This window comes from Ruegeria sp. BE1 (assembly GCF_056538885.1).
This window is the reverse complement of record NZ_JBQFTY010000004.1, coordinates 103983-126043: the sequence shown is the minus strand read 5'-3', so window position 1 is coordinate 126043 and position 22061 is coordinate 103983. Positions and strand designations below refer to the sequence as shown.

Here is a 22061-nt window from a genome sequence, read left to right as displayed (position 1 = left end):
GCGGCAACCGAATTAATAGGACCAGAACCTAGTGAAACCCAAACATAAAAGGGAGATAGGCAAACTATCCATCTGCAAGAGGAACTGAAAAACTAAATGTTGCTCCTTCTCCAGACACTGAGTCTACGTGAATCTTGCCACCATGGTTTTCTACGATGGCTTTCGATATTGCCAACCCAAGGCCGCTTCCCCCAACCTTGCGCGTGTCGCTACTATTCTCTTGGGTGAACTTGTCGAATATGACGGTTTTGAATTCTTCAGAGATTCCTGACCCTGTGTCTTTTACATAGAATACTCCGAACGTGTCTTCTTGCTCTGCGGCTACTTCAATTGACTGCCCAGCTTTTGAAAACTTGGCGGCATTCGAAATCAGATTCGCAAACACTTGCTGAATTCTCTCAGGGTCCGCCATCACCTCAAACCGGTGGTTTCCGGGGACAACTTTGATGTCAACGTCCATGCGGCTGGCGTATGATTGGTTAGCTGCGACCGCGTCGAGCAGGATTTGTTCGGCAGACATCGGAACGGGATGAAGCGCCAACCCATTGGCACCATCTCTCTGAATGCTGATAACATCGTCGACCAATAGCTTCAGGCGGCGGGTGTTCCTGTTTGCCAGGGTAAGCAAGTGTTTGACCTGGTCGTCCAATTCTCCGGCGGCACCTGACAACGCCAGATCAATCGCCCCGGCGATAGAGGTCAGAGGTGTGCGAAACTCATGGCTTACGGTCGAGATGAACTCATCTTTCATAAGCTCGGAATTCTTCTGATGATCAATATCTAGAATAACACCAACCCATCTTGGAGTACCCGAATAACTCACCATTTTGCCGATGGAGCAGACCCAGAAAATGGACCCGTTCGGTCGGACGATACGGCATTCAAACTTATAATCCTCACGCGCTTGTCTGGCTTTTTGAACAAGCTCCTGAACCCGGTTTTGGTCTTCTGGATGCACCACTGTCAAAAATGACTTCAGAGTGGGTTCGTGGGTTTGGGCATTCAGACCAAGTAGTTTGTAACAACTGTCGGACCAGGCCGATGCTTCCGTGTCTATCGCCGCCTCCCAAACACCGATTCCGGCTTCCTGGGTTGCAATTTCGAACCTGTATTGGCTTAGCTTGAGTTCGTGAATGTCATACAAAACCTGCATGGTGCTGCCATCTGGCAGCTTGTTGAACGACAGCAAATACCACCGGCCACCGCAATTGATCTCAACCGGTACTGCACCTGCCTGATAGGCGCTCAACCGGGCCTTTTTTCGCGCTTCATCCTGCTTTTTACCTTCTGGCGTCATATTCGCTGCATCGTTGCTGCACAGCCAGTTTTCGAATTCGACGCCGGGCGTCGTAGTACGCCCCCTTGATCGTGAAATCTCTTTGAAAAGTGAGTTGCAAACGACCAACCGATCGTTCTGGTCCCAAAGCGCGAAACCTTCTTTCAACTGATCGATCGCCTGTAAAAAGCTGTGGTTGAACTTGTTAATCTGTGCGGTTTCCCGTTGAGAAAACAACAGCATCACCAGAAACACGAGCAGAAAGACAGTTATCGCAACCGCAATATCGTCAAGTTCATATTGCTCATGCGATCGTGTAAAGTCGTAAAAGGTTTCAAAGGCGTCATTGCCTATTAAGAAGATGGCGAGAATGATCGAAACAATGATCAGAGCCGCCAAGCGGAATTTGGTGAAAACGCCGGGTACCCTCAAAGGTGTTATGAGCGGCCGAGTGTCCTTCGGCTGCGATTGGAAAAAATACCTGATGGGATTACGTTTTCTCACAACGCAGCCTTTCAATTCCGCTAAACGTGGTGTGATCCTCGGCGAAGATACTTGCGCCAGACAGCCAATGGAAGCTGACAGTGTCATTCAGACCGCTGGTTGTGATGATTTTGCTGTCTACCCTGACTGGTCTGTTCGAAAGCAGCTAAAATCGGAACCGCATGCAAGGCATCGATGTTTTGTGCGACGTATTTAGACTGTTAGGCCAGAACAGCGATTTTTTCGGCTGATGTCCGCAGGCTGGCAAACAGGTGGTCGACAAATTCATCTGTCCCAACCTTTGAAAAGATCGCAGGTTTCAGAATCTCGATAGCGTCAAAACTGACTTCAACACTCTCGCCGTTTTGATAGACGGGTCCTAGCGCGTGCAGTGCCTCATCAATACGGTACAACAATTCCTGCGTGCTCTCGACCGATGCATGATCTGTTGCGACGCCATACACACCGCCGCCAAAGTACGAGATGAGTGTGGTGTCCCAGCCGTGGAAACTGTCCGAAATTGCCTCGGCTATATCGGTTATCTGATCACAAAACTCATGATCGGAGCACCTGTCGTAAATCCAGAAGATGTTGGAAACTGACACCGCAAAAAAGCGGGTACGAGACAGGCTGATCTTGGTCAACTGCTTGAGATAGCTTTCAAGTGCATGCATGCGGATAACACGCGGCACGTCATCTATGGGTAAAGGGTCCGAAATCTTGTGGAGTTTTCTGAGCTGTATGGAATCCCGCGCCATACGAACGCTTTGAACACTTCTAGCCAACTCGGCCGTCTGGAAAGCATATTTTTCGGCGACGGCGATGCGGTGTTTCAGTTCCAGAAAATCAAATGGTTTGGTGAGGTAGTCCGTTGCTCCGGCCGCGAATGCACCATCAATATAGTGCTTCTCCGTCATGGCTGTCGTCATGATAATTGGCACATGGGCATAGGCAGAAATCGCACGGACTTCCCGACACAAGTCTATCCCACTCATGCTGGGCATTTGAATATCCAGTAGAAGAACGTCAAATGGCACAGAGGCCTGTTCTATGCGGATCAGCGCCTGACCACCTGATGTGGCGGTCGTGACCTCGTGGTTCCCTAACTGGCGCAAGGCAATGACACTCAGTTCCAGAATGTCCGGTTCATCTTCGACAAGAAGTATTCTCAAGACAGGCCCCTCCCGACGTATGCTGCCGACAATGCAACAAGAGCCGTTTGAACTGCGACAAACTTTGTCCCGTTGAGATCAAGGCTCAGGTATTGCGCTCAAAGGCTCGATACGTGTTGTTGCCAGTGGACACCAGTCAACCGGGACGTGCAAGAATTTCTTGGGGTGTCTAATAACAAAAGACTGAGAGTAGCAGCGGTCGCCGATCTCATCAGAGCATTTTCCGATCAACCCCACGCGATTGACAGGTTGGTGACAGGTTTTCCTTTTAAGGTCTTCTGATTAACGAATGAACAGCCAGCTACGTTGATAGCTCTGGTTTTGGGAGGACACTATGACAACACTCAAACTGGGCCGTCGCGCCCTGATCGCAGCTGTGGCTGCCATTGGTCTGACTGGACCTGCACTTTCCGAGGAGCAGGTGGTGGACAGCATCCACTTTCTCATCCCCGGTGGCGCCGGCGGCGGTTGGGACGGAACTGCACGTGGCACCGGAGAGGCGTTGACGAATGCAGGTCTTGTTGGAACCGCATCTTACGAAAACATGTCGGGTGGCGGCGGCGGTAAGGCCATCGGCTTTCTGATTGAAAACGCCGAAAGCAACCACGGCACACTGATGGTAAATTCGACGCCAATCGTGATCCGCTCTCTGACAGGTGTGTTCCCGCATAACTTCCGCGACCTGACGCTGGTGTCGGGCACAATCGGGGACTATGCGGCGATCGTGGTTGGCAAGGACAGCCCGATCAACTCGATGGATGATCTTCTGGCCGCATTTGACGCCGATCCTGGTGGCACCGCGATCGGTGGCGGTTCGGTTCCGGGCGGTATGGACCATCTGGTTGCAGCCATGGTGATGGAAGCGGCTGGCAAAGACGCGCTGAGCGTCAAGTACATCCCCTACGATGCCGGTGGCAAAGCTATGGCAGCCCTGCTGTCTGGTGAAATTGCCGCCTTGTCGACCGGTTTTTCGGAAGCCGTCGATTTGGCCAATCAGGGTGAGGTAAAGATCATTGGTGTGACCGCAGAGGAACGCGTGGACGCCGCCCCTGATGCGCAGACAATGAAAGAACAGGGTATCGACACCACTTTCGTCAACTGGCGTGGGTTCTTTGGGGCACCCGGCCTGCCCGAAGACAAACTGGTGGCCTACCAGGAAGCCATAACAAAGATGTATGACACCCCCGAATGGGAAGAGGTACGGGCCCGTAATGGCTGGGTGAACATTCACAACTCGGGCGCTGATTTCGAGTCTTTCCTTGAAGATCAGGAAAAACAGATCAGTGACCTGATGAAGAAACTCGGCTTCCTCTAACGGCACCATCGGCAGAGCGGGTCTCCGCTCTGCCCCAAAACACAAACTGAAATGGGAAGGGACACGATGGCACTGGATCGCTGGATCGCGCTCGTTATGCTGGGGATTTGTCTGACCTACGGTTATGCGGCCTGGTTTACGATGGACGGCAGCCTGCCCCCTTTCATGCAAAGGAATCCCATCTGGCCAAGTACCTTCCCCAAGGTTCTGTCCATATTAGGCATCATCGCTTCGACAATCATCCTGTTGGGATTTGAAAAAAGCGAACTGAAAGAGGCGGATATCGATTACCGCCGTCTGGGCGATTACCACCTGGGTCAGGCGATTGCGCTGCTGGTGTTGATGGTCATCTACGCACTGTGCCTGCGCCCGGTCGGCTTTCTGATTGCCACCTCGGCCTTCCTGATCATCGGGTCTTACATATTGGGCGAGCGCAAGTGGCACATCATGATCCCCATCGCCCTGATTGCCGCCGGGTTCGTCTGGTATCTGGTTCAGGAAGTTCTTGGAATTTACATGCGCCCGCTGCCGGGCATTTTCGGAGGCTGACATGCTCGAAGGACTGCTGATTGGCCTGCAAACGGCATTCTCTCTCCAAAATCTTCTGATGGTTGTGGCCGGGTGCCTGATCGGGACGTTTATCGGCATGCTGCCGGGGCTGGGCCCGATGTCGATCATTGCGATCATGATCCCGGTTGCAATTTCAATGGGCGACCCCTCGGCTGCGCTGATCCTGCTGGCGGGGGTCTATTATGGCGCGATTTTCGGGGGATCGACCTCGTCCATCCTGCTGAACGCGCCGGGGGTCGCAGGCACCGTGGCCTCAAGCTTTGATGGCTATCCGATGGCCCGGCAGGGTAAGGCTGGCAAGGCACTGACCATCGCCGCCATTGCCAGTTTTGCCGGTGGTACCTTGGGTGCGATCCTGCTTATGGTCTTTGCGCCGGCCCTGTCTTCGGTTGCTTTGCTATTCCATTCGGCTGAATACTTCGCGCTGATGGTTGTCGGCCTATCGGCCATTGCGGCCTTTGCGGGCTCAGGACAGGTGGCCAAAGCGTTGATCATGACCATTCTTGGCCTGATCATGGCGACTGTTGGCGAAGGCGCTTTGTTCAACCTGCCGCGTTTCACCATGGGCATCATGGACCTGCAATCAGGCTTTGGTTTCATCACACTGGCGATGGCGATGTTCGCCTTGCCAGAGGCGCTGTTCCTTGTTCTGAAACCCAAGGATCTGAAAGGGGATGACGGTGATATCAAGGACCTGCGCATCACACGGGATGAGGCGAAAGCCATCGCGCCGGTTGTTGGGCGCCAGTCCGCGCAGGGCTTTTTCATCGGCGTTCTGCCCGGTGCAGGTGCGACCATTGCCAGCTTCCTTGGCTATGCGGTCGAACGCAATATCGCTCCGAAGGCCGAGCAGGAAGAGTTTGGCAAAGGCTCAATCAAAGGCCTTGCCGCGCCTGAAGCTGCCAACAACGCTGCTTGTACCGGGTCCTTTGTTCCGCTGCTGACTTTGGGCATTCCGGGGTCGGGCACCACGGCCATTCTGCTGGGTGCGCTGATCGCCCTGAATGTGACGCCTGGTCCGCGCCTGATGGTGGATGAGCCTCAGATATTTTGGGCAGTGATCATGTCGATGTTCATCGGCAACCTCGTTCTGCTGATCCTGAACCTGCCGCTGATCCCCTACATCGCCAAGGTGCTTGCCGTTCCGCGCAACTTCCTGATCCCGTTTATCCTGTTCTTCACTCTTATGGGCGCTTACATCGGCCAGAATAACGCGACCGAGCTGCTGATACTGGTCGGTTTCGGGGTCTGTGCAACGGCGTTGAAGTTTGCGGATTATCCCCTTGCACCGCTGCTGATCGGTTTCATTCTCGGCGGGATGATGGAGGACAATTTCGCACGCTCCATGCAGCTCTATGATGGTATCGGCTTCATCTGGGAGCGCCCGATGACTTTGGGCCTGCTTGTGATTGCCGCCCTTCTGGTGCTGCTACCCAGTTACCGCGCACGCCGGGCCAAAGCCCGTGCAGCCGGGATTGCAGACGGGGATTGAGAAAGGAACCTTTAAAAGAACATTGCGGCTTGGGATGGCGGTTGTAGCCTGTGCCCTCTCAATAAACTTGGTCGATGACGCACATCCAAGCTGCTCTGTCGCAAACTTTTGGATGGCGGAACATCAGTGGAATTGATTGGCAGTTTACATTGCCAATTGGGCGAACCGCTGAAACGGACGGAGTCCGGGCGTGAATTGACCTTTGCGGATCATGTTAACCAATTCGATACCAGCCAGGACAGATGCGGCTGAAGTGAAAGACTTGAATCCCAGTAACGGTCTGATTCTTCATTTGATGCATGTCAACGGCGGAGCAAAATTCGTCCACTGTTTTGGTGACCGGCGCCTTGGTCCGCGAGGACCAATCTCTTCTGTGTCTTAGGAGTTCTGCCGGGCCTTGCTCTTTGCCAGGCGATAGCTTTCTCCGTTCATCTCCAAGATACTGACATGGTGGGTCAGCCGGTCGAGCAAGGCGCCGATGAGGCGCTCCGATCCGAAGGTTTCCGTCCATTCGTCGAATGGCAGGTTGCTGGTGATCAGGATCGACCCGCGTTCCGCCATGATTTCTTCCAGATCCCGGTTGGAAACACCGTAACGCAGGTAGAAGAAGACCGCGTACAAGACCACGTCTTTTGGAAAATGCGCGCCCTTGAATGAAATCGTCACAGCCCGCTCCTGTCATGTTCCGGCGCGCACTACCAGAAATGGACGACCGACAGGTAGGGGCGAAGTTTGCGACAGAACCCAGATGAGGCTGCTCAGCGGCATGTGAACGAGACTGCGCCGACCATGAGACCGCACTGAAGCTGCTACGCAGGAAACCGGTCTCTCCACACAACCTCCACACAGCCTCAACAAGAATCCGACGCCAACGCTGCACCTTGCACTCAAGGGACTAGAGCCAAAGTGCAGATCACAAATATCGGAAGCAGCTAAAAACCCAGGTAACAGTGCCATCTTTACCTGTTGGGGAGATTTTCATTGAAAAACAGTCACTTCGACCCAATGTGGTTCCGCGACAAGAAACTTTGCGAAACTCTCCGCATCGAAGCAATGAGAATTCGCAAAGACTCTTTGCCACGGATAACAGTTGTAACCCCTTCTTATCGTTCAGGGATCTACATCCGTGACACAGTGGAGTCGGTGCTTCATCAGTATTATCCAAACCTGGAGTACCTAGTTTACGATAGCTGTTCTGATGACGGAACAGCCGAAATTCTTTCGAATTACTCCTTTCTAGACGCTACAATTGAGAAGGATAACGGGCAAGCTGACGCTCTTAACAAGGCGTTCAATCGAGCAACGGGAGACATTCTAACGTGGCTTAATGCAGATGACGTATTCGCACCTTGGGCTTTGTGGCGGATGGCGCTCGCTTTCGAAAAGTCTGACGCAGATTTGGTGGCCGGTCAGGTTGTTGTCTTCTCCGATGAAACGCCGATTTCGCGCCACACTTACAGCCTGGCGGACCGACCACTGGTCGAGCGCGAACTTCTGGACCTCGACGGAATGTGGAACACAGGCCAATATTTTTATCAGCCGGAAGTCTTCTTTGCACGAGAAATCTACGAGAAAGCCGGAGGATACGTATCGGAGGGCCTTCACTATAGCATGGACTACGAACTCTGGTTGCGGTTGGCCGGCGCTGGTGGAAAAGTATCTGGTATTGGCGCGCCTATTTCCTTCTTTCGCAAGCATGACGAGCAAAAGACCCATCTGGAAAAAGCATTCAAAGCCGAGCTCAAGGAAGTGGTACGCGGCTATACGCCGAGACAAAATGGACCGTCGGTAAACCCGGGATTTAAGTGGTCCAACAAGCGCCCTCGAATTGTATTGATTAATGATGTGGGATTTCAGCATGGTGCCGGAATCGGACATCGGCGGGTTGCTGAAGCGTTGCGTCTGCAAAACTGCGAAGTCTTCTGCTTCTCGTTAACCGAAGGCCCAGAAAACTCAAACTTGACCAAAGTACGTGACTACGAAGGTCTGGTTTTGTCGATGGAAGCTCTTGATCCGGACGCGGTCATCATCGGCAACCTGCACGGCGCCGAGCGCAAACACATTTGGCTTTCAGCGGTACTGGACAGGTGGAAGACCTTTTTCTTCCTGCATGATTTCTACATTCTGACGGGACGGTGTGCTTTCCCCGGTGATTGTTCAAAGGCCAGAGACTCATCCTGCGACGCAGCCTGTCCAACGGCTCAGGAGTACCCTAGTCTAAATCCAGCACATGTTTCCGATGCTTTGTCGCGCAAACGACGCCTTGTGGAGCATTCAAACGCGCGGTTTCTAGCAAATTCTAACTATACTGCAGACGTCGCCAAAGGCATCTTGCTCGGACGGGGCTTCAGCCAGGCCGAAGTAGATGAAAAAGTCATTGTAGCAAGACTTGGCGTTAACACTCAGCGTTTTTTCCCAGCGAATACGGACAGTGTTTCGCAGTTGCGGGATAGGCTGAGTATCCCCTCTACAAAAAGAATTATTTTGATGCCGAGCGATAACTATGACGATCCACGTAAAGGCGGTCCTGAGGCATGGGCGTTATTAGAGAGACTTCCACCTGAAAAGTTTCACGCAATAGTAATTGGAAAGGGAACTACATCAGAGTACGCCGCGCGTGGAATGGTCTCACAAGTCCCTTACGTGAAAGATCTCAACAAGCTAGCTGACTATTTCAGATTGGCAGATTTTGTTTTAACAGCTTCTCACGACGAGACCTTCGGTCAAACAATTGTTGAAGGAGCTATGTGTGGCGCAATACCCGTCAGTCTGAGAGGCGGCGGCGCCTTGCCGGAAATATGCGGTGCTATACAGGGTTCCTTCCATATACCGCGTCAAGAACCAAGAGACTTGGCCATTGAAAAGATGTCGGATTTCTTGATCCGAATGGCGGATGATCCGGATGCTCTCGGACAAAGAAAACTGACGGCGCATCTAACCGCCGGAAACGAGTTTAGTCTGGAGGCCCTCTCTCGCAGCCTGCACCTCGCGTTGAAACAGTCAGGAGTTATTTCCGAGAGATTTCTCTTTCCAAAAATTGATCTGAGGTTGGAGACTGACACCCCATCTATCACAGTTGTTTCAGGAGAAAGCTCTATTGAGCGGGGTTACATGGAAACTCGCGTTCTCGGAGATCGGTTTGATCTTGTTGCCCCTAGATGGCTAAAGAAACCGGGTCAGCTTGAGGCTATTGTTGCCGACCAAGGCAGTCTGGCGCGTTTTGCCCTAAGGCATCCGCTGAAGGTGCATCGTGTTTTCCTGATAAACCGGATCCGCCGGCGTAAGGTTAGATTTAGGATTCAGAACTGACCCCTCCAACTGAACTGGTCCACCGCTATGTTTTGGACGGGAGGACCAATAACGGCGGACGGAGCCGTCCTTGCTTCGGTTGTTTTATTGACACTTTCAGCCCCTCTCGTCGCCAAAGCCGTTCAATTCGCCCATCGCTGACAGACCATCCAGCCTCTCTCAGCAGTGCAGCGATCCTGCGATAGCCATACCGGCCGTATTGACGGGCCAGCTCGATCATGTCGGCCACCAATCGGGCCTCGTCTGCGCGACGTTGTGGGACACGCCGTTGCGTGAACCGGTGTTATCCAAGCACGCGACAGGCGCGCCTCTCGGAAACGTTCAGCTGGTTGCACACATGGCTGATGCAGGCGCGACGACGAACGGGACTAAGTAGTTTCCCTTGCAACAAACCGGTCCCGAAACAGTTTCGCAATGCCCGCAAATTTCAGTTGCCTAATCGCATCATCGGCTATTGAAGTGTCAAGCCAGTCACACCCACCGGGCGTTGCAGCGTTCGGCGCGGGCTTGCGGTATCTCGGACGTGGATTCGTCCAGCCGGGTGGTGCTGAGGCCAAAGCGGTTGATCTCGGCCGGGGTCATCCAGTGGATGTCGTCGGGCGATGCGGCCTCAAGCGTGAACCAGTAGAAATCCTCGGGCACATCGACGGTTTTGTAGAAATCCAGATACAGATCGTGGATCTCGTCAGACCGGGGCCTGTCGGACCCTGCGTCAAATCCAAACAGATTACCGATGGCCCAGCTGTGGACGCCAATGCAGGCCCCGTTTTCGATCACGCGTTTCTTGCTCATCAACGCCATATCCGTCCCGCCCGAGGCGACCATGCCATTGGCAGGCACAACGATGGCCAGATCGTGTTTCTTAACCAGCCCCGCAAGCGCGGTCAGCGAAGCCTGATCGTCAACCGACCCGGGCACTTTCACCAGCCGCAACGTGGTGATGTCGGACGAACGGCGCACCGCCTCTTGAATGGTGGAAAACGTACCCGCGTCAATCACGCCGTTCACGTCCAGATGGGTGCCGCGCTGCGTGACGCTTACTTCGTCGTAAAATCCGCCACAGGCGGACAGCCCCAGCGCCGTCAGGATTGAGATTGCCAGGCAGCCCAGTTTGATATTACCCGTTGTCATTTGTGTATTCCTTGCTGTTCATCCGCGCCATGGCATGACCATCGGCGCATTGTTTTCAATGGGATGGGCAAAGGATGCAGCCAACGGGTCATGGTTGATTGCAGATTGTGTGGATACTGTGTGGAGGCGTGAGCTTTTCTACATCGGCAGCGCGACGATGATCTCAAGCCCGCCGCCGTCGCGGGGCTGCGCCCGCGCAGATCCACCATGCGCCTCAGCAATCGCCTTGACGATGGACAGACCCAGACCCGAGCCGCCAAAATCGCGCGATCTGGAGTCCTCGGCACGCTGGAACGGCTCGAACACGACCGACCGGAAACTGACCCCCAGACCGGGCCCCCGGTCTGCCACCCGCAGAATCGCCTGATCCTCGTCCTGCGACACGTGGATGTCGAGTACGCCCCCCTCGCTGGCGTAGCGGGTCGCGTTTTCGATCAGGTTCGACAAGGTCTGCCGCAACCGGTCCGGATCGACCCGGGCCACGACCGCGTCACCGCTTACGTGCACCGTGAGGCCGGCATCATCCAGTACACGCACGTGCATCTCAACCACCGAGCGCGCCAGTACCAACAGATCGGTCTGCGACCGGACCAGAGACAACGCCCCCTGCGAGGCCAGCGACAGGGTACGCAGATCATCCACCACGCGCGCCAGCACCTGCGTCTGGGCCAGCAATCGCTGCAGCTCGTCGCCGGACACCGGCACCACGCCGTCGATCATGCCGTGCAGCTTCATCTGCAGCGCCGCCAAGGGCGTACGCAGCTCGTGCGCGATGGCGGCGGCATCCGTCCTGATCCGCTTATCCGAGGCCTGCACCATATCCAACAGGCTGTTCACATTGCCGATCAGAGTCCCGATCTCACTGCCCTGCTGGTTGTCGGGCAGATGCGCCCGCGCTGAAAGGTCGCCGTTCACCACCTTCTGCGCCACCCTGCCCACATGGCTGATCGGCCGGGTGATGCGCAAGGCAACAAGAACGCTGGCCAATACCGACAAGGGAAGCGCGACCAGCAGAACCAGCAGGAATGTCGCCCCTTCCGAAACCGGGTCCAGATCGCTGATCCGGTCATCGGCTGCAAAAAAAGCCTGTCGTTCTGCGTCCGTCATGGCCGCGACAAAACTCATGTCCACCAGTACAAAGGCGATGATGAACAGGACAAAGAACAAGGCCAGGAAGGCGACAAACCAAACCGCCAACCGGAACCAAAGCCTTTTTGATAGACGCGGCAGCCTCATTCCGACAACAGCCTGTAGCCCACGCCCCGTATACCCGTGAAACAGGGCGGCGCGCCCAAAGCGTTCAGTTTCCGGCGCAAATGGCTGACATGGCTGTCGATCGTCCGTTCCACCGCATCACTGTCGCCCAGACAGGCATCCAGCAGTTCAGCCCGTGAAAACACCCGCCGTGGTGCGCGGGCCATATGGGCCAGTAAGCGGAACTCCGTCAGCGTCAGATCCAGCGCGTGCTTTGCCCCGTCCTGAACCACCCACGCAGTGTGGCTGTCCTGATCGACCTCGATCGCCCCCACCCGCAAAACAGTCCCCATAGCGGCCTGCCCCCGGCGTAGAACGGCGCGGGCGCGGGCCACGATCTCCATCGGGTTGAAAGGTTTGACGACGTAATCATCGGCGCCCATTTTCAGGGCGAGCAACTTGTCCAAGTCCTCGCCCATTGCTGTGGCCATGATCACGGGCGTATCGCCGCGCTGCTGGATTTCCCGCAGCGTCTCGATCCCGTCTTTCTTGGGCAGCTTCACATCCAGAATCACGATATCGGGCCGAAGCATGTCCAGATGCACCAGCGCCATCTCGCCATCACGGGCGGTCACGGTGCGAAAGCCGTCCCGCTCAAAATACGCGACGAGAACCGAGGCGATGTCGGGCTCATCCTCGACCACCATCACAAGCGGTTGAAAGTCTTCTGTCATGGGGTCCGGGGTTCCCTTTGCCAGTGCCGTCTGTGTGTACCGTAGCGGGCGGGCTTTGAAAATCCATCACCGCCCTAATTGGGTTAACCTGTGACGGTGTACCCGCGTTCGATCAGACAGCTTCTGACTGCCACGCGTTCGGTCACATCGACATCATCCAACCCATCCAGCGCGCCCACGCTGGCCCCGACAAGGGCTCCGGCTGCGGCGTTCCCGACCACTGTGCCACCATCATCAAGCGCCCCCAGAACACCGCCAAACGCAGCACCCGCCAGTGCCTCGGACTGCACCAGACGGTCCTGATCCAGAAGCTCATCTGCAACCATACGACATTCCGCCAAATCCGTTGCGTATTGCGCATTTTTCGCACCGGTCACCTGTGGCTCGTAAGCGCCGGAGCAAGCGGCCAAGCCCAAACATGTGGTTAAAACAATCGGTCTCATTCCCGTCACCTTCCTATAGTCTCCAAAGCCTCAGCGAGGCGATGCGCCGGATATGACCGGGTTTGTCGAATACAAGGAGGAGGAAGTGTGGAGACTGTGTGGAGCGGTCAAACCCAACCCGCGCAGTTTGGTCCGCTATCGTTGTCGTTGATTGAAAATCGAATTGCGTCGCGTTTGACCAACGTCATCATTTGCGTGAGTAATTCGTATAAGACACTGTACCACGCTGAAGGCTCAGCCCGCCGATACGCTGAATTCCAGTATGTCCGGTGCGACCCCTTCGCCGTTCACGGGCGTCATGTCTTGGGGACAGGCCGACATCACCGCGATAAGGTCGGCTTCGGCCCGCAGCGAAATCCAATCACCCGCGCGCGCGACAGGAGGTTCAAAGCTGGTTGATCCATCCGTCTTGAGCGGCACATTCATCCAGATGTTGAACGGGGCTGGGATGAACGGCGCCTTCAGCCCGATGGCGATCAGCGCCATGCGCAGGTTGTCTGCGCAATTGTCGTGATAGCCTTCACATTCCAATTCGCGGTACCTCGCGTGGTCGCAACATGCGATAACTGTATCATGCACCCCCGGCGAAGTGTCCGTAATGATCGTCAACAATGGCCTCCGCTGATTACTGACTAAAATGTCTCCAACCTTCGGGAAGATTGACGCAATCGACGTATGAAGATGGGGCATCGACAGATGTTCGTTCAGGTTTCCGGCAACAAAGGCGAAGAAATCACAGACCTGATGACCGCTTGGATTTACGATGTTGAGAACCTGCCCCCGCGCAAGCCTGACCGCGATGCCGCATCGGGCAGGTATCTTGTAGGTGAGCCCTACTTCCGCAGTCCCGTCAGCCGAGATTGCGATATCAAGGCTCTGGTTTGACCCGTCCGGGACCGAAACATCGGTGCTGCTCACGTCACTCTCCATTTCGAAAGATCAATCCGACCAACCGCATTCTGCTGCGGAAAATAGGGCAACGCAGAGACTGTTTGGCATTGCAATTTCTCTCATCTGTGGCCGTTGACCGCTACGAAAAACTCACTTCTGTCCAGCCTCAACTTTTCAAGGTTCAGAAAAAAATAGTTATCTCGCCCCCTTCCCAAATCAACCTCTTCCAGACCAACCAATCCCATTGATTTAGGGAACTAAACACATTTCTTGATACCGCTCGGACTCATACTTTGCCGATCAAATCGGCTGGCACCTGCATTCCATCGGTGTAGGGCAGGCTGTCGTAGCGCGGGTCATAGGCTCCGGACGCTGTTACCGCATTGATGTGGTTGGCAATCTCCTCCAGCGTAGCGAACCAGACATCGCCCGTTCCCATCATGTATTCGATCATTTTTTCTACCCTTTGCCAGCGCGACAACCGCCCGCTGACAAAGGGGTGCCAGACCGCTATCCAAAGCCCTCCCGGGGAGTAGCGGAGCGCTTCGAATTCGGCCATGAAAATCTCCATGGCCCGATCCGGCGATTGGGGCGCGAACATGTATCCAAGGTCTGGTGCATGGACATAGGGTGGCCAGTCATCCGTGGCCCAGCTAACCGGTAGCTCTACCAGATCCCCCTGCCCTGTTTGCAGAATATACGGCACCTCGTCCCCCATCAGGGACGAGTCGTACAGGAACCCTTCCTGCGCAAGAAACCCGGGTGTCTTGGCGGACATATGATAGAGCGGCGAACGATTGCCTCGGGGTCGTTTTCCGGTGTGCTTTTCAATGATCTCGATCGAGCGGCACATCCAATCATGTTCTTGCGTCTCTGACAGGCTGTTGGGGGCCTCGTGGATATAGCCGTGATAGCCCACCTCATGCCCGTCCGCGACAATAGCCTCGACCGTTTTGGCATGGTTTTCGATGCACCAGGCGGGGATGAAAAAGCTCTGCTTCAGGTCGAACTTTCGAAAGGTCTCCAGAATGCGTGGCACTGCGACCTCAGGCCCGTATCGCAGCATCGACGTGGCCGACAATTTATTCTGTGCTCCTTCGCCGTGATGGATATGGATCAAGCTGTCAGCATCCATATCCAGCGTTATGGCGCAGGCCACTTTGGCACCATTGGGCCAGGGAACGGGTCTTGCAAGCTGCATAGCAAAAGCTCCTTAAATCATTACCGCGCCGCCATTGGGGCTGAGCGTTTGTCCCGTGAAGTACCCGGCGTGCGGTCCGCACAGGAAATGCACCAGCCCGCCGATCTCGGACGGTTGGGCGATCCGGCCCAAGGGAACGTCAAATTCCTTTTCGATCCATTCAGGCGACATGTTTTCGACATCTAGCATGGGTGTATTCACCGGCCCCGGTGCGACCGCATTAACCGTAATCGCAGGCGCAAGTTCACGCGCCAGAGACCGGGTCAGCCCCACCACGCCCGCCTTGGACGCGCAATAGGCCGAGTAATCCGCGCGCCCTAGGTAGGCGAGTTCAGAGGCGATCAGGATGATCCGCCCGGACCGAGCCTTGGTCATGATCCGCGCGGCACCCTGAGCGATCAGAAAAGATCCGCGCAGATTGATTGAGATCATCCGATCGAACGCCGACGCGTCCATATCGACAAGTTTCGCTTCGAACAGTACGCCTGCTGCGTTGATTGCAAAGTCCAGCCGCCCCTCGTTCTCAGCTACTGACCGGAACAGCGCATCCACACTGTCTGCATCGGATACGTCGCAAAGAACCCCGCGCGCGCCGGACAGACCCGAGATAGTTTCCGAAACATCCTGTAGATCGGCTGCAACGATGATGGCGCCTGCCTGCGCCAAAGCGTGTGCGACCGCCGCGCCGATCCCCTGTGCCGCGCCGGTGACCAGCGCGACCTTTCCGGACAAATCCTGCGTCATTGCATCAGCTCTCCACGATCCACGGTAAAGGATTGGCCGGTGATATTGGCAGCCGCGGGCCCGGCCAGAAACACGTACATTGCTACCATATCGGACGGTTCCATCAGCCCGCCAAGCGCCTGTGCCGACACGATTTCGTCCAGCAGGTCGGCTTCCGTCCGGTCTTGCCGCGCTGCCATGAAAGAGAGCGAGCGCATCGAGGCAACGGTGCGTACCCAGCCGGGGCACACCGCGTTGACAGAAATGCCGCGCGGCGCAAGCTCTTGCGCCAAGGACCGGGTCAACCCGATTACCGCGTGTTTCGAGGCGCAATAGGCACTGAATTCGGCCACCGCCGTTTTGCCCCACATCGAGGCTGTGTTCACGATCCGCCCACCATCCGGGATTTTGTCCAGCAGGTGACGCGTGACGGAAAATGTACCGATGACATTGGTTTCGATGATCTGTCGAAACACCTCATCCACGTGATCCGCCGGGTCGTCGATCGGAGTGATATACTCAAAACCTGCATTGTTGATCAGCACATCGACCCGGTCCAGAGACGCGCAGAGAGCTTTGACCTGCTGCAGGTCAGAGATGTCACATTTGATGTGCCCGACGGCCCGCCCGTGATCCTTGGATAATCCCTGCGCCACCTGCACCACGTCTTCCTCAAGCGCGACAATGGTCACGTCGGCCCCCGCCGCGAGAAACCCCTGTGCAAGCCCCAAACCGATGCCTCGGTTGGCGCCGGTGACAACCACATGCTTGCCGGACAATTCTGCCACCATCTTATGTTTCCTCTAGTGTATGCGCGTATTCGGCCCGGATGATTTCCAGTATATTGGCCCGCAACTTGAAAAACCGGTCCATGTCCGCCGTGCCGTTGCGGCGGTCTTCGATGGGCAGAATCTCATCGACTTTGATTTCGCGCACCACCCGCGCAGGACGAGACGAAAAGATCACGATCCGGTTGGCCAGCAGGATCGCCTCTTCCACGTCATGGGTCACGAAGATGGTGGTTTTTTTCTCGGCCTTGTTGATGTCCATCAGCTGGAACTGCAGATATTCCCGCGTTTGCGCATCCAGCGCGCCAAAGGGTTCATCCATCAACAACACATCCGGTGAAGAAGCCAGCGTGCGTGCAATGGCAACACGCTGGCGCATCCCGCCCGAAATACGGTTGGTATAGAAACCCGCGTAACGTGTCAGCCCAACCATATTCAGGTAGTGATCGGTGACCTCTTCCTTTTCCTTTGCTCCGATATCCTTGCGATATCTGGTGCCGAATTTGATGTTGTCGCGCACCGTCAGCCACGGGTACGAAGAATAGGACTGAAATACCATGCCCCGCCTGCGGTCCGGCCTGGTCAGCAGGTCCCCATGCAGGTGAATGGTACCCTGATCCGGGGTCTCCAGCCCGCCGACGATCCGCATCAGCGTGGTCTTCCCGCAGCCCGATGGGCCCAGGAACATGACCATCTCGCCCTCAGCAATCGTCATGGAAAGCGGCAGAACCACCTTGGTTTCTGTACTGCCGTCATCGGACCAATAGGTCTTGGCCACATCTTTGATATCAATGAAATTATCCATGGTTTACCTGCGCAGATATGAGAACAGCCGCGCATGCGCGTAGCGAAACGCCTGATCGGTCAGCAGGCCAATGATCCCAATTGTGATAATACCTGCCATAACCTCGGGGGTTTTAACGAACCGTCTCAGGGACCAGATCACATGACCAATCCCGGAATTCGCCGCCACGATCTCGGCCACGATCAGATAGGTCCAGCACCATCCCATCGTGATACGCAGGCTGTCGACCATATTGGGCAATGCTGCCGGAATGATGATGTGACGCATGATCTGGCCATTGCTGGCCCCAAGTGTCTGGCCGGATTCGATGAACTCGACCGGTACGCGCTTGGTGTCGTCCGAGATCATCAGGATCAGTTGAAAGAACGTGCCCATCCACAAGACCGCGATCTTTGATGTCTCGCCCACGCCGAACCAGATCACCAGTAGTGGCACCAATGCGGGAACCGGCAGATAGCGGACGAAATCCACGAACGGTTCAAGGATCGCCCCGGCGAACCTGTATGTACTCATCAACAGGCCCAGCGGGATCGCGACAATCATGGACAGCAAAAAGGCAAACCAGACACGCCCCACGCTGATGACAATGTCCGAGGCAAAGTTGCGTTCGACAAAAAGGCCGATAAAGGCCTTTACCACATCGATGGGTGACGGCAGGAATTCAGGCCGGATTGCACCAGATCTTGCCGTGACCTCCCACGCGGCCAGAAAGAGGATAAACCCCACGATGCCCAAGGTCAGATCAGTGCGGCGATTGAGGGGTTTGCGAAAAGCGAACAGGGACTTGAACACGCGTCAGTCTTTCTGGCTGTGAAATCAGAGTTGTCGCGCTCCCCGGCCCGCCTCCGCGCCGGGGAACACAGGTTTCTTAACGCGTTTGGCCGTCAAACAGCCCGTCCAGAACTGAGCCATCAACAAAGGGCTGATACTCAAGCGGAGCATCCTGCAGATCAAGCACCACGTTGATTTCGTTGAAAGAGTCGAACACCTCTTTCAACTGACCATCCCCGGCGGCCGAGGGCAGATAGTCAACGCTTTCCTCGTAAGAGGTGTATTTCACACCGGCCAGCGACTCCTTCATCTCGGCGGCCGGTACGTCAAAGGCCGGGGCAGAGATCGCTATGAACTTGTCCGGGTCGGTGTTGTAGAGGTCAATCGCCCGATAGATGCCCCGCAGGAACTTGGCATATTTCTCGGGGTTTTCCTGCAAATCCTCGGTCCGGACGATGATCACGTCGGTGATCAGCCCCTCATAATCAGCCGATGTCAGCAACAGATGCGCCCCATCGCGCGAGGTGTTTTTGACGATGGAACTCATCATCGGTTCCCAGGTCGCGACCGCCGATACGTTGGGATCCTCGAACACCGCTGCCGAGTCATCGGTGGCGATCAACTGGATATCCACGTCCTTGATGCTTTTGCCGACCTGTGACAGCGCGTGCTGGATCAACGTGGTGCCGGGGTGGTTGATTTCACCAGCCATGGTTTTGCCGATCAGATCCTCGACCGATTTAATATCTTCCGAGGCAACAACCCCATCCGCCCCGATCGAGATATCGATAGTTCCGATCACGGTTCCCGTCGTATCCGGCTGACGCGGGCGTGACATGCTTTCGCCGATGGTGCGCATCGTGCAATCAATCGACCCATTCGCCATCGCTGGCAGAACGTTTGCACGGTCATTGTCAAAGGCCGTCGTCACCTCAAGCCCTTCACTTTCGAAATACCCTTCCTCCTGTGCGACGAAGACGGGCGCAAAGCCGAACCAGAAGGGGAAGATGCAGTTGATGCTATCCTCGGACTGGGCCGCCCCTGCGGCCATGTTTGTCGCCATCGCAACAGCCACCGGAGCCAAAAGGGCCTTTCTGGCTGTCCTGAAGATCGAATGGTCTTGCATGTCTTGGTCTCCTTGTTGGGTCACAGATGGCTCTGACGGCCAGTTGATGTCGGTATGAGACACAGGCAAAAAGTGATGAAAAATACGGGAATCGTTTACTTTACATCTATTTTTCTAGAAGTAATGCCTGCTCGCATTAACTTTGCTCGCAATTTCATCATGGATTTGGAAACAGCGCGCGTTTCTTGCGCAGAACACAAAAAGGGAGCGGGGGAATGCCCGCTCCGGTAGAAATGGCCAAGGCTTGCATCACGCGACTGCGTTCAAAGCGGCCTCAAATCCGGTCAGGAATCTATCGGCATTCTCAGCACTGAATGTCAGGTGCGGCCGAATCTTCAGGACATTGGCGTTGAAGGACGTGGCCGAGATTAAAATCCGTCGTTCGCGCAGTTCGTTTACAAGCGCAAGTGCCCGGCGACTGTCGGGGGTCTTGGTGGTTTGGTCCTGAACGATTTCGACACCCATGTACAAACCGGTTCCGCGCACATCGCCGATCCCGTCGTGACGTGCTGCAATGTCGCGCAGCCCGTCCATCATGATCCGGCCCACCCGTTCGCAATTGTCCTGAAGGTTTTCATCCTGAATGACCTCAAGCGTTGCTTTGGCGGCTGCCATCGCCACCGTGTTGCCGCCGAACGTATTGAAATAGCGCATGTCATGGCCAAACCGCTCGGCCACCTCAGGGCGCATGGCGATCCCGGCAACGGGGTATCCGTTGCCCATCGGTTTGCCCAGCGACACGATGTCGGGCACTACGCCATGTCGCTGGTAGCCCCACATGTGACTGCCGGTGCGTGCAAACCCGCATTGCACCTCGTCCGCCACAAAAACACCGCCCGCATTGCGAACCACGTCCAGAACTGGTTTCAGCATCCCCGGCTCTTGCGGGAAGATGCCGTCCGAGGTGAACAGCGAATCCGCCACAAAGGCCGCCAACCCCTGCCCGCGTCTGTGTAGATCATGTATCTGCTCGGATACGCGCGCGGCCAGCCATTCCCCCATGTTTTGCGTCTCGACCCGGTAGGTATCAGGCGCAGGCACCCTGCGCACCCAGGTTCCCAGCGGTGAGTTTTCACCCATCGAGGGCGAGAAACCAGCAGTCAGTTCCGAGTTGCCATGATACGCCTCGGACGTGACAATGATCCCCTGATTGCCGGTGTGATGCTTGGCCATACGCAGCGCCAGATCATTGGCCTCGGACCCCGTGCAGGTGAACATGACATGGCCGATCTCAGGCTCGAACGTGTCCAGCAGCGTTTCCGCGAACTCCAGAATTCCATCCTGCATATAGCGGGTATGAGTGCACATCACCTCCATCTGCTGCGTGATGGCTGCATTCACATGCGGGTGGCAGTGGCCGACCGAGACCACGTTGTTATAGGCGTCCAGATATTCATTGCCGTCCGCGTCATACATGAAAACGCCCTTGGCGCGGCTGAATTCGACCGGATTGGAATAGAACAAGCGGTAGGCCGGGCCCAGCAGCCGGGCGCGGCGTTCCACAAAGTTGCGCGCGCGTGGGTCAAGGTTTTCGGTATTGGCCGGGTCAAACCCGTTCACCATCTTACCGCGTTTGGTCTGTTTTTCGGCAGTGGTCACTTCGATCACCCTTTCTGATCGGCAAAAGACATCAACAGGTCCGAGACCTGATCCGGGCTGCGCGCCAGAAACCAGTCCAGCTGATGCCACCCCTGATAGGTATTGCGCATGATATAGCGCGTGTTTTCGGGAAACATCTTGGTTCGCCACAAGGTCAAAAGCGCACGCACGACGATCCGCCCCATCACCAGATGTGGGATCAGGGCCAGTTCATCCTCGGTCAGCTCCGTAACCTGCAAATACCCGCTCAGAACATCCCGTCCGCGATAGAACAGATCCTCATAGGGCCCTTGCGGCAGTTGATTGAGCAGCGCCGTCGCCACATCCACCGCAATCGCGGTTTTGACGGAATCGCCAAAGTCGATGATCCCGGTTACGAATTCGGGCCGGTTGTGATCGACCACAATGTTTGACTTGCTAAAATCATTGTGCAGCACCTGCTGCCGACACTGACGCAGCTGCGGTTCGATACCCCGGAACCGCGCAAGCCCGTGTACCAGCGCTTCGCGTTGCGAGGGATCGTCCACATGGGCCAACAGATGCTCTAACGTCAGCAGATGCTGCACATCCCATGCATATTGCCGCGCAGCACCGGGATGATCGAAACCGTCAGTGGCCAACCGCAAACGGCCCAGAACCTTGCCGATCTCGACCCTCTGCCGCGGATTGGACTCCGTTGAATCCAGCGGTACCCCTTTGAGGTAGCTGAGCACGCGTACGACCCGCTTGTGCCCCCCTTCATCGGTAACAAAGGCGTAGTCTTGCCCCGCAACCGTCTGGATGGTGTCCGGGATCGCAAGCGTAGGATCGCGCCGGCTTGCGTGGCGCATCATGCAGGTCTGAAAATCAATCTCTTCCAGTGGTTCGGAGGGGTTGGCGATTTTTAGAACAAACATGCGTCCATCCGGGCAGGACACACGGAACGTGTCGTCCTTTTCGGTCTCGAACCGACGCAGCGTGCCTTGAAAATCATAATACTCTCGCAGGATCGCGTTGGCATGATCTTGAGAGACGGGCACATATGCCCCGCTGAGCCCG

At 55.7% G+C, this 22061-nt stretch carries 22 protein-coding genes and 2 pseudogenes; 6 read left to right on the top strand and 18 right to left on the bottom strand.

Features of this window, described 5'->3' with window-relative positions:
• Positions 1 to 64: 64 nt before the first annotated feature.
• Complete coding sequence (locus ACR0J5_RS13380; protein WP_480654128.1) at positions 65 to 1675, bottom strand: ATP-binding protein; 1611 nt, start codon at positions 1673 to 1675, stop codon at positions 65 to 67.
• Here ACR0J5_RS13380 and ACR0J5_RS13375 point away from each other — a divergent pair.
• Positions 1647 to 1976 carry a hypothetical protein gene (locus ACR0J5_RS13375; protein ID WP_480654126.1) on the top strand — a complete coding sequence of 110 codons (330 nt, stop codon included), beginning with the start codon at positions 1647 to 1649 and terminating at the stop codon, positions 1974 to 1976. The genes ACR0J5_RS13380 and ACR0J5_RS13375 overlap by 29 nt on opposite strands.
• Before the next feature lie 4 nt (positions 1977 to 1980).
• Here the strand turns inward: ACR0J5_RS13375 and ACR0J5_RS13370 are convergent, their stop codons facing one another.
• A complete protein-coding gene (locus ACR0J5_RS13370; protein WP_480654124.1) occupies positions 1981 to 2931 on the bottom strand; it encodes a response regulator in 951 nt (316 codons plus the stop codon).
• Between the two features lie 334 nt (positions 2932 to 3265).
• On the opposite strand from ACR0J5_RS13370, the gene ACR0J5_RS13365 reads away from it, so the two are divergent.
• The 3 genes from ACR0J5_RS13365 (at position 3266) to ACR0J5_RS13355 (ending at position 6308) form a co-directional block, all read left to right on the top strand.
• Entirely contained in the window at positions 3266 to 4246 is a 981-nt protein-coding gene (locus ACR0J5_RS13365; protein WP_480654122.1) for a tripartite tricarboxylate transporter substrate binding protein, read from the top strand.
• A 66-nt stretch (positions 4247 to 4312) separates the two neighbouring features.
• Entirely contained in the window at positions 4313 to 4795 is a 483-nt protein-coding gene (locus ACR0J5_RS13360; RefSeq protein ID WP_480654120.1) for a tripartite tricarboxylate transporter TctB family protein, read from the top strand.
• Between the two features lies 1 nt (position 4796).
• Positions 4797 to 6308 carry a tripartite tricarboxylate transporter permease gene (locus ACR0J5_RS13355; RefSeq protein ID WP_480654118.1) on the top strand — a complete coding sequence of 504 codons (1512 nt, stop codon included), beginning with the start codon at positions 4797 to 4799 and terminating at the stop codon, positions 6306 to 6308.
• Between the two features lie 144 nt (positions 6309 to 6452).
• Here the strand turns inward: ACR0J5_RS13355 and ACR0J5_RS13350 are convergent.
• Positions 6453 to 6596 (bottom strand): annotated as a pseudogene (locus ACR0J5_RS13350) (IS6 family transposase); the annotation flags it as partial.
• 90 nt (positions 6597 to 6686) lie between these two features.
• Positions 6687 to 6974 (bottom strand): ATP-binding protein, encoded by a 288-nt coding sequence (locus tag ACR0J5_RS13345; protein ID WP_480654116.1) that lies wholly within the window; start codon positions 6972 to 6974, stop codon positions 6687 to 6689.
• 315 nt (positions 6975 to 7289) lie between these two features.
• On the opposite strand from ACR0J5_RS13345, the gene ACR0J5_RS13340 reads away from it, so the two are divergent.
• Positions 7290 to 9617 carry a glycosyltransferase gene (locus ACR0J5_RS13340; protein ID WP_480654114.1) on the top strand — a complete coding sequence of 776 codons (2328 nt, stop codon included), beginning with the start codon at positions 7290 to 7292 and terminating at the stop codon, positions 9615 to 9617.
• A gap of 61 nt (positions 9618 to 9678) precedes the next feature.
• On the opposite strand, the pseudogene ACR0J5_RS13335 reads toward ACR0J5_RS13340, so the two are convergent.
• From ACR0J5_RS13335 to ACR0J5_RS13310, 6 genes and pseudogenes are all read right to left on the bottom strand, one after another.
• Positions 9679 to 10002: pseudogene (locus ACR0J5_RS13335) on the bottom strand (IS3 family transposase); the annotation flags it as partial.
• An 86-nt stretch (positions 10003 to 10088) separates the two neighbouring features.
• Positions 10089 to 10748 (bottom strand): alpha/beta hydrolase, encoded by a 660-nt coding sequence (locus ACR0J5_RS13330; RefSeq protein ID WP_480654112.1) that lies wholly within the window; start codon positions 10746 to 10748, stop codon positions 10089 to 10091.
• A gap of 138 nt (positions 10749 to 10886) precedes the next feature.
• A complete protein-coding gene (locus tag ACR0J5_RS13325; RefSeq protein WP_480654111.1) occupies positions 10887 to 11945 on the bottom strand; it encodes an ATP-binding protein in 1059 nt (352 codons plus the stop codon).
• 35 nt (positions 11946 to 11980) lie between these two features.
• Entirely contained in the window at positions 11981 to 12676 is a 696-nt protein-coding gene (locus ACR0J5_RS13320) for a response regulator (protein WP_480654109.1), read from the bottom strand.
• An 83-nt stretch (positions 12677 to 12759) separates the two neighbouring features.
• Positions 12760 to 13053 (bottom strand): glycine zipper family protein, encoded by a 294-nt coding sequence (locus ACR0J5_RS13315; RefSeq protein ID WP_480654107.1) that lies wholly within the window; start codon positions 13051 to 13053, stop codon positions 12760 to 12762.
• Positions 13054 to 13353: 300 nt separating this feature from the next.
• Positions 13354 to 13884, bottom strand: coding sequence for a DUF1989 domain-containing protein (locus ACR0J5_RS13310; protein WP_480654703.1), 531 nt, complete (start codon positions 13882 to 13884; stop codon positions 13354 to 13356).
• Between ACR0J5_RS13310 and ACR0J5_RS13305 the strand changes: the two genes are divergently transcribed.
• On the top strand, positions 13816 to 14004 hold the full coding sequence (locus tag ACR0J5_RS13305; protein ID WP_480654715.1) for a hypothetical protein: 189 nt from the start codon (positions 13816 to 13818) through the stop codon (positions 14002 to 14004). The two genes, ACR0J5_RS13310 and ACR0J5_RS13305, sit on opposite strands and share 69 nt — an antisense overlap.
• A gap of 292 nt (positions 14005 to 14296) precedes the next feature.
• On the opposite strand, the gene ACR0J5_RS13300 is transcribed toward ACR0J5_RS13305, so the two are convergent.
• The 8 genes from ACR0J5_RS13300 to ACR0J5_RS13265 form a co-directional block, all read right to left on the bottom strand.
• A complete protein-coding gene (locus ACR0J5_RS13300) occupies positions 14297 to 15211 on the bottom strand; it encodes a polysaccharide deacetylase family protein (RefSeq protein ID WP_480654105.1) in 915 nt (304 codons plus the stop codon).
• A gap of 12 nt (positions 15212 to 15223) precedes the next feature.
• Positions 15224 to 15955, bottom strand: coding sequence for an SDR family NAD(P)-dependent oxidoreductase (locus ACR0J5_RS13295; RefSeq protein ID WP_480654103.1), 732 nt, complete (start codon positions 15953 to 15955; stop codon positions 15224 to 15226).
• Entirely contained in the window at positions 15952 to 16725 is a 774-nt protein-coding gene (locus tag ACR0J5_RS13290) for an SDR family NAD(P)-dependent oxidoreductase (RefSeq protein ID WP_480654102.1), read from the bottom strand. The genes ACR0J5_RS13295 and ACR0J5_RS13290 overlap by 4 nt, the downstream gene beginning before the upstream one ends.
• Position 16726: 1 nt before the next feature.
• Positions 16727 to 17527 (bottom strand): ABC transporter ATP-binding protein, encoded by an 801-nt coding sequence (locus ACR0J5_RS13285; RefSeq protein WP_480654100.1) that lies wholly within the window; start codon positions 17525 to 17527, stop codon positions 16727 to 16729.
• A gap of 3 nt (positions 17528 to 17530) precedes the next feature.
• On the bottom strand, positions 17531 to 18319 hold the full coding sequence (locus ACR0J5_RS13280) for an ABC transporter permease (RefSeq protein WP_480654098.1): 789 nt from the start codon (positions 18317 to 18319) through the stop codon (positions 17531 to 17533).
• A gap of 76 nt (positions 18320 to 18395) precedes the next feature.
• Positions 18396 to 19424 carry an ABC transporter substrate-binding protein gene (locus tag ACR0J5_RS13275; protein WP_480654096.1) on the bottom strand — a complete coding sequence of 343 codons (1029 nt, stop codon included), beginning with the start codon at positions 19422 to 19424 and terminating at the stop codon, positions 18396 to 18398.
• Between the two features lie 249 nt (positions 19425 to 19673).
• Complete coding sequence (locus tag ACR0J5_RS13270; protein ID WP_480654094.1) at positions 19674 to 21023, bottom strand: aspartate aminotransferase family protein; 1350 nt, start codon at positions 21021 to 21023, stop codon at positions 19674 to 19676.
• A 5-nt stretch (positions 21024 to 21028) separates the two neighbouring features.
• Positions 21029 to 22042 carry a phosphotransferase gene (locus ACR0J5_RS13265; RefSeq protein ID WP_480654092.1) on the bottom strand — a complete coding sequence of 338 codons (1014 nt, stop codon included), beginning with the start codon at positions 22040 to 22042 and terminating at the stop codon, positions 21029 to 21031.
• Positions 22043 to 22061 lie beyond the last annotated feature (19 nt).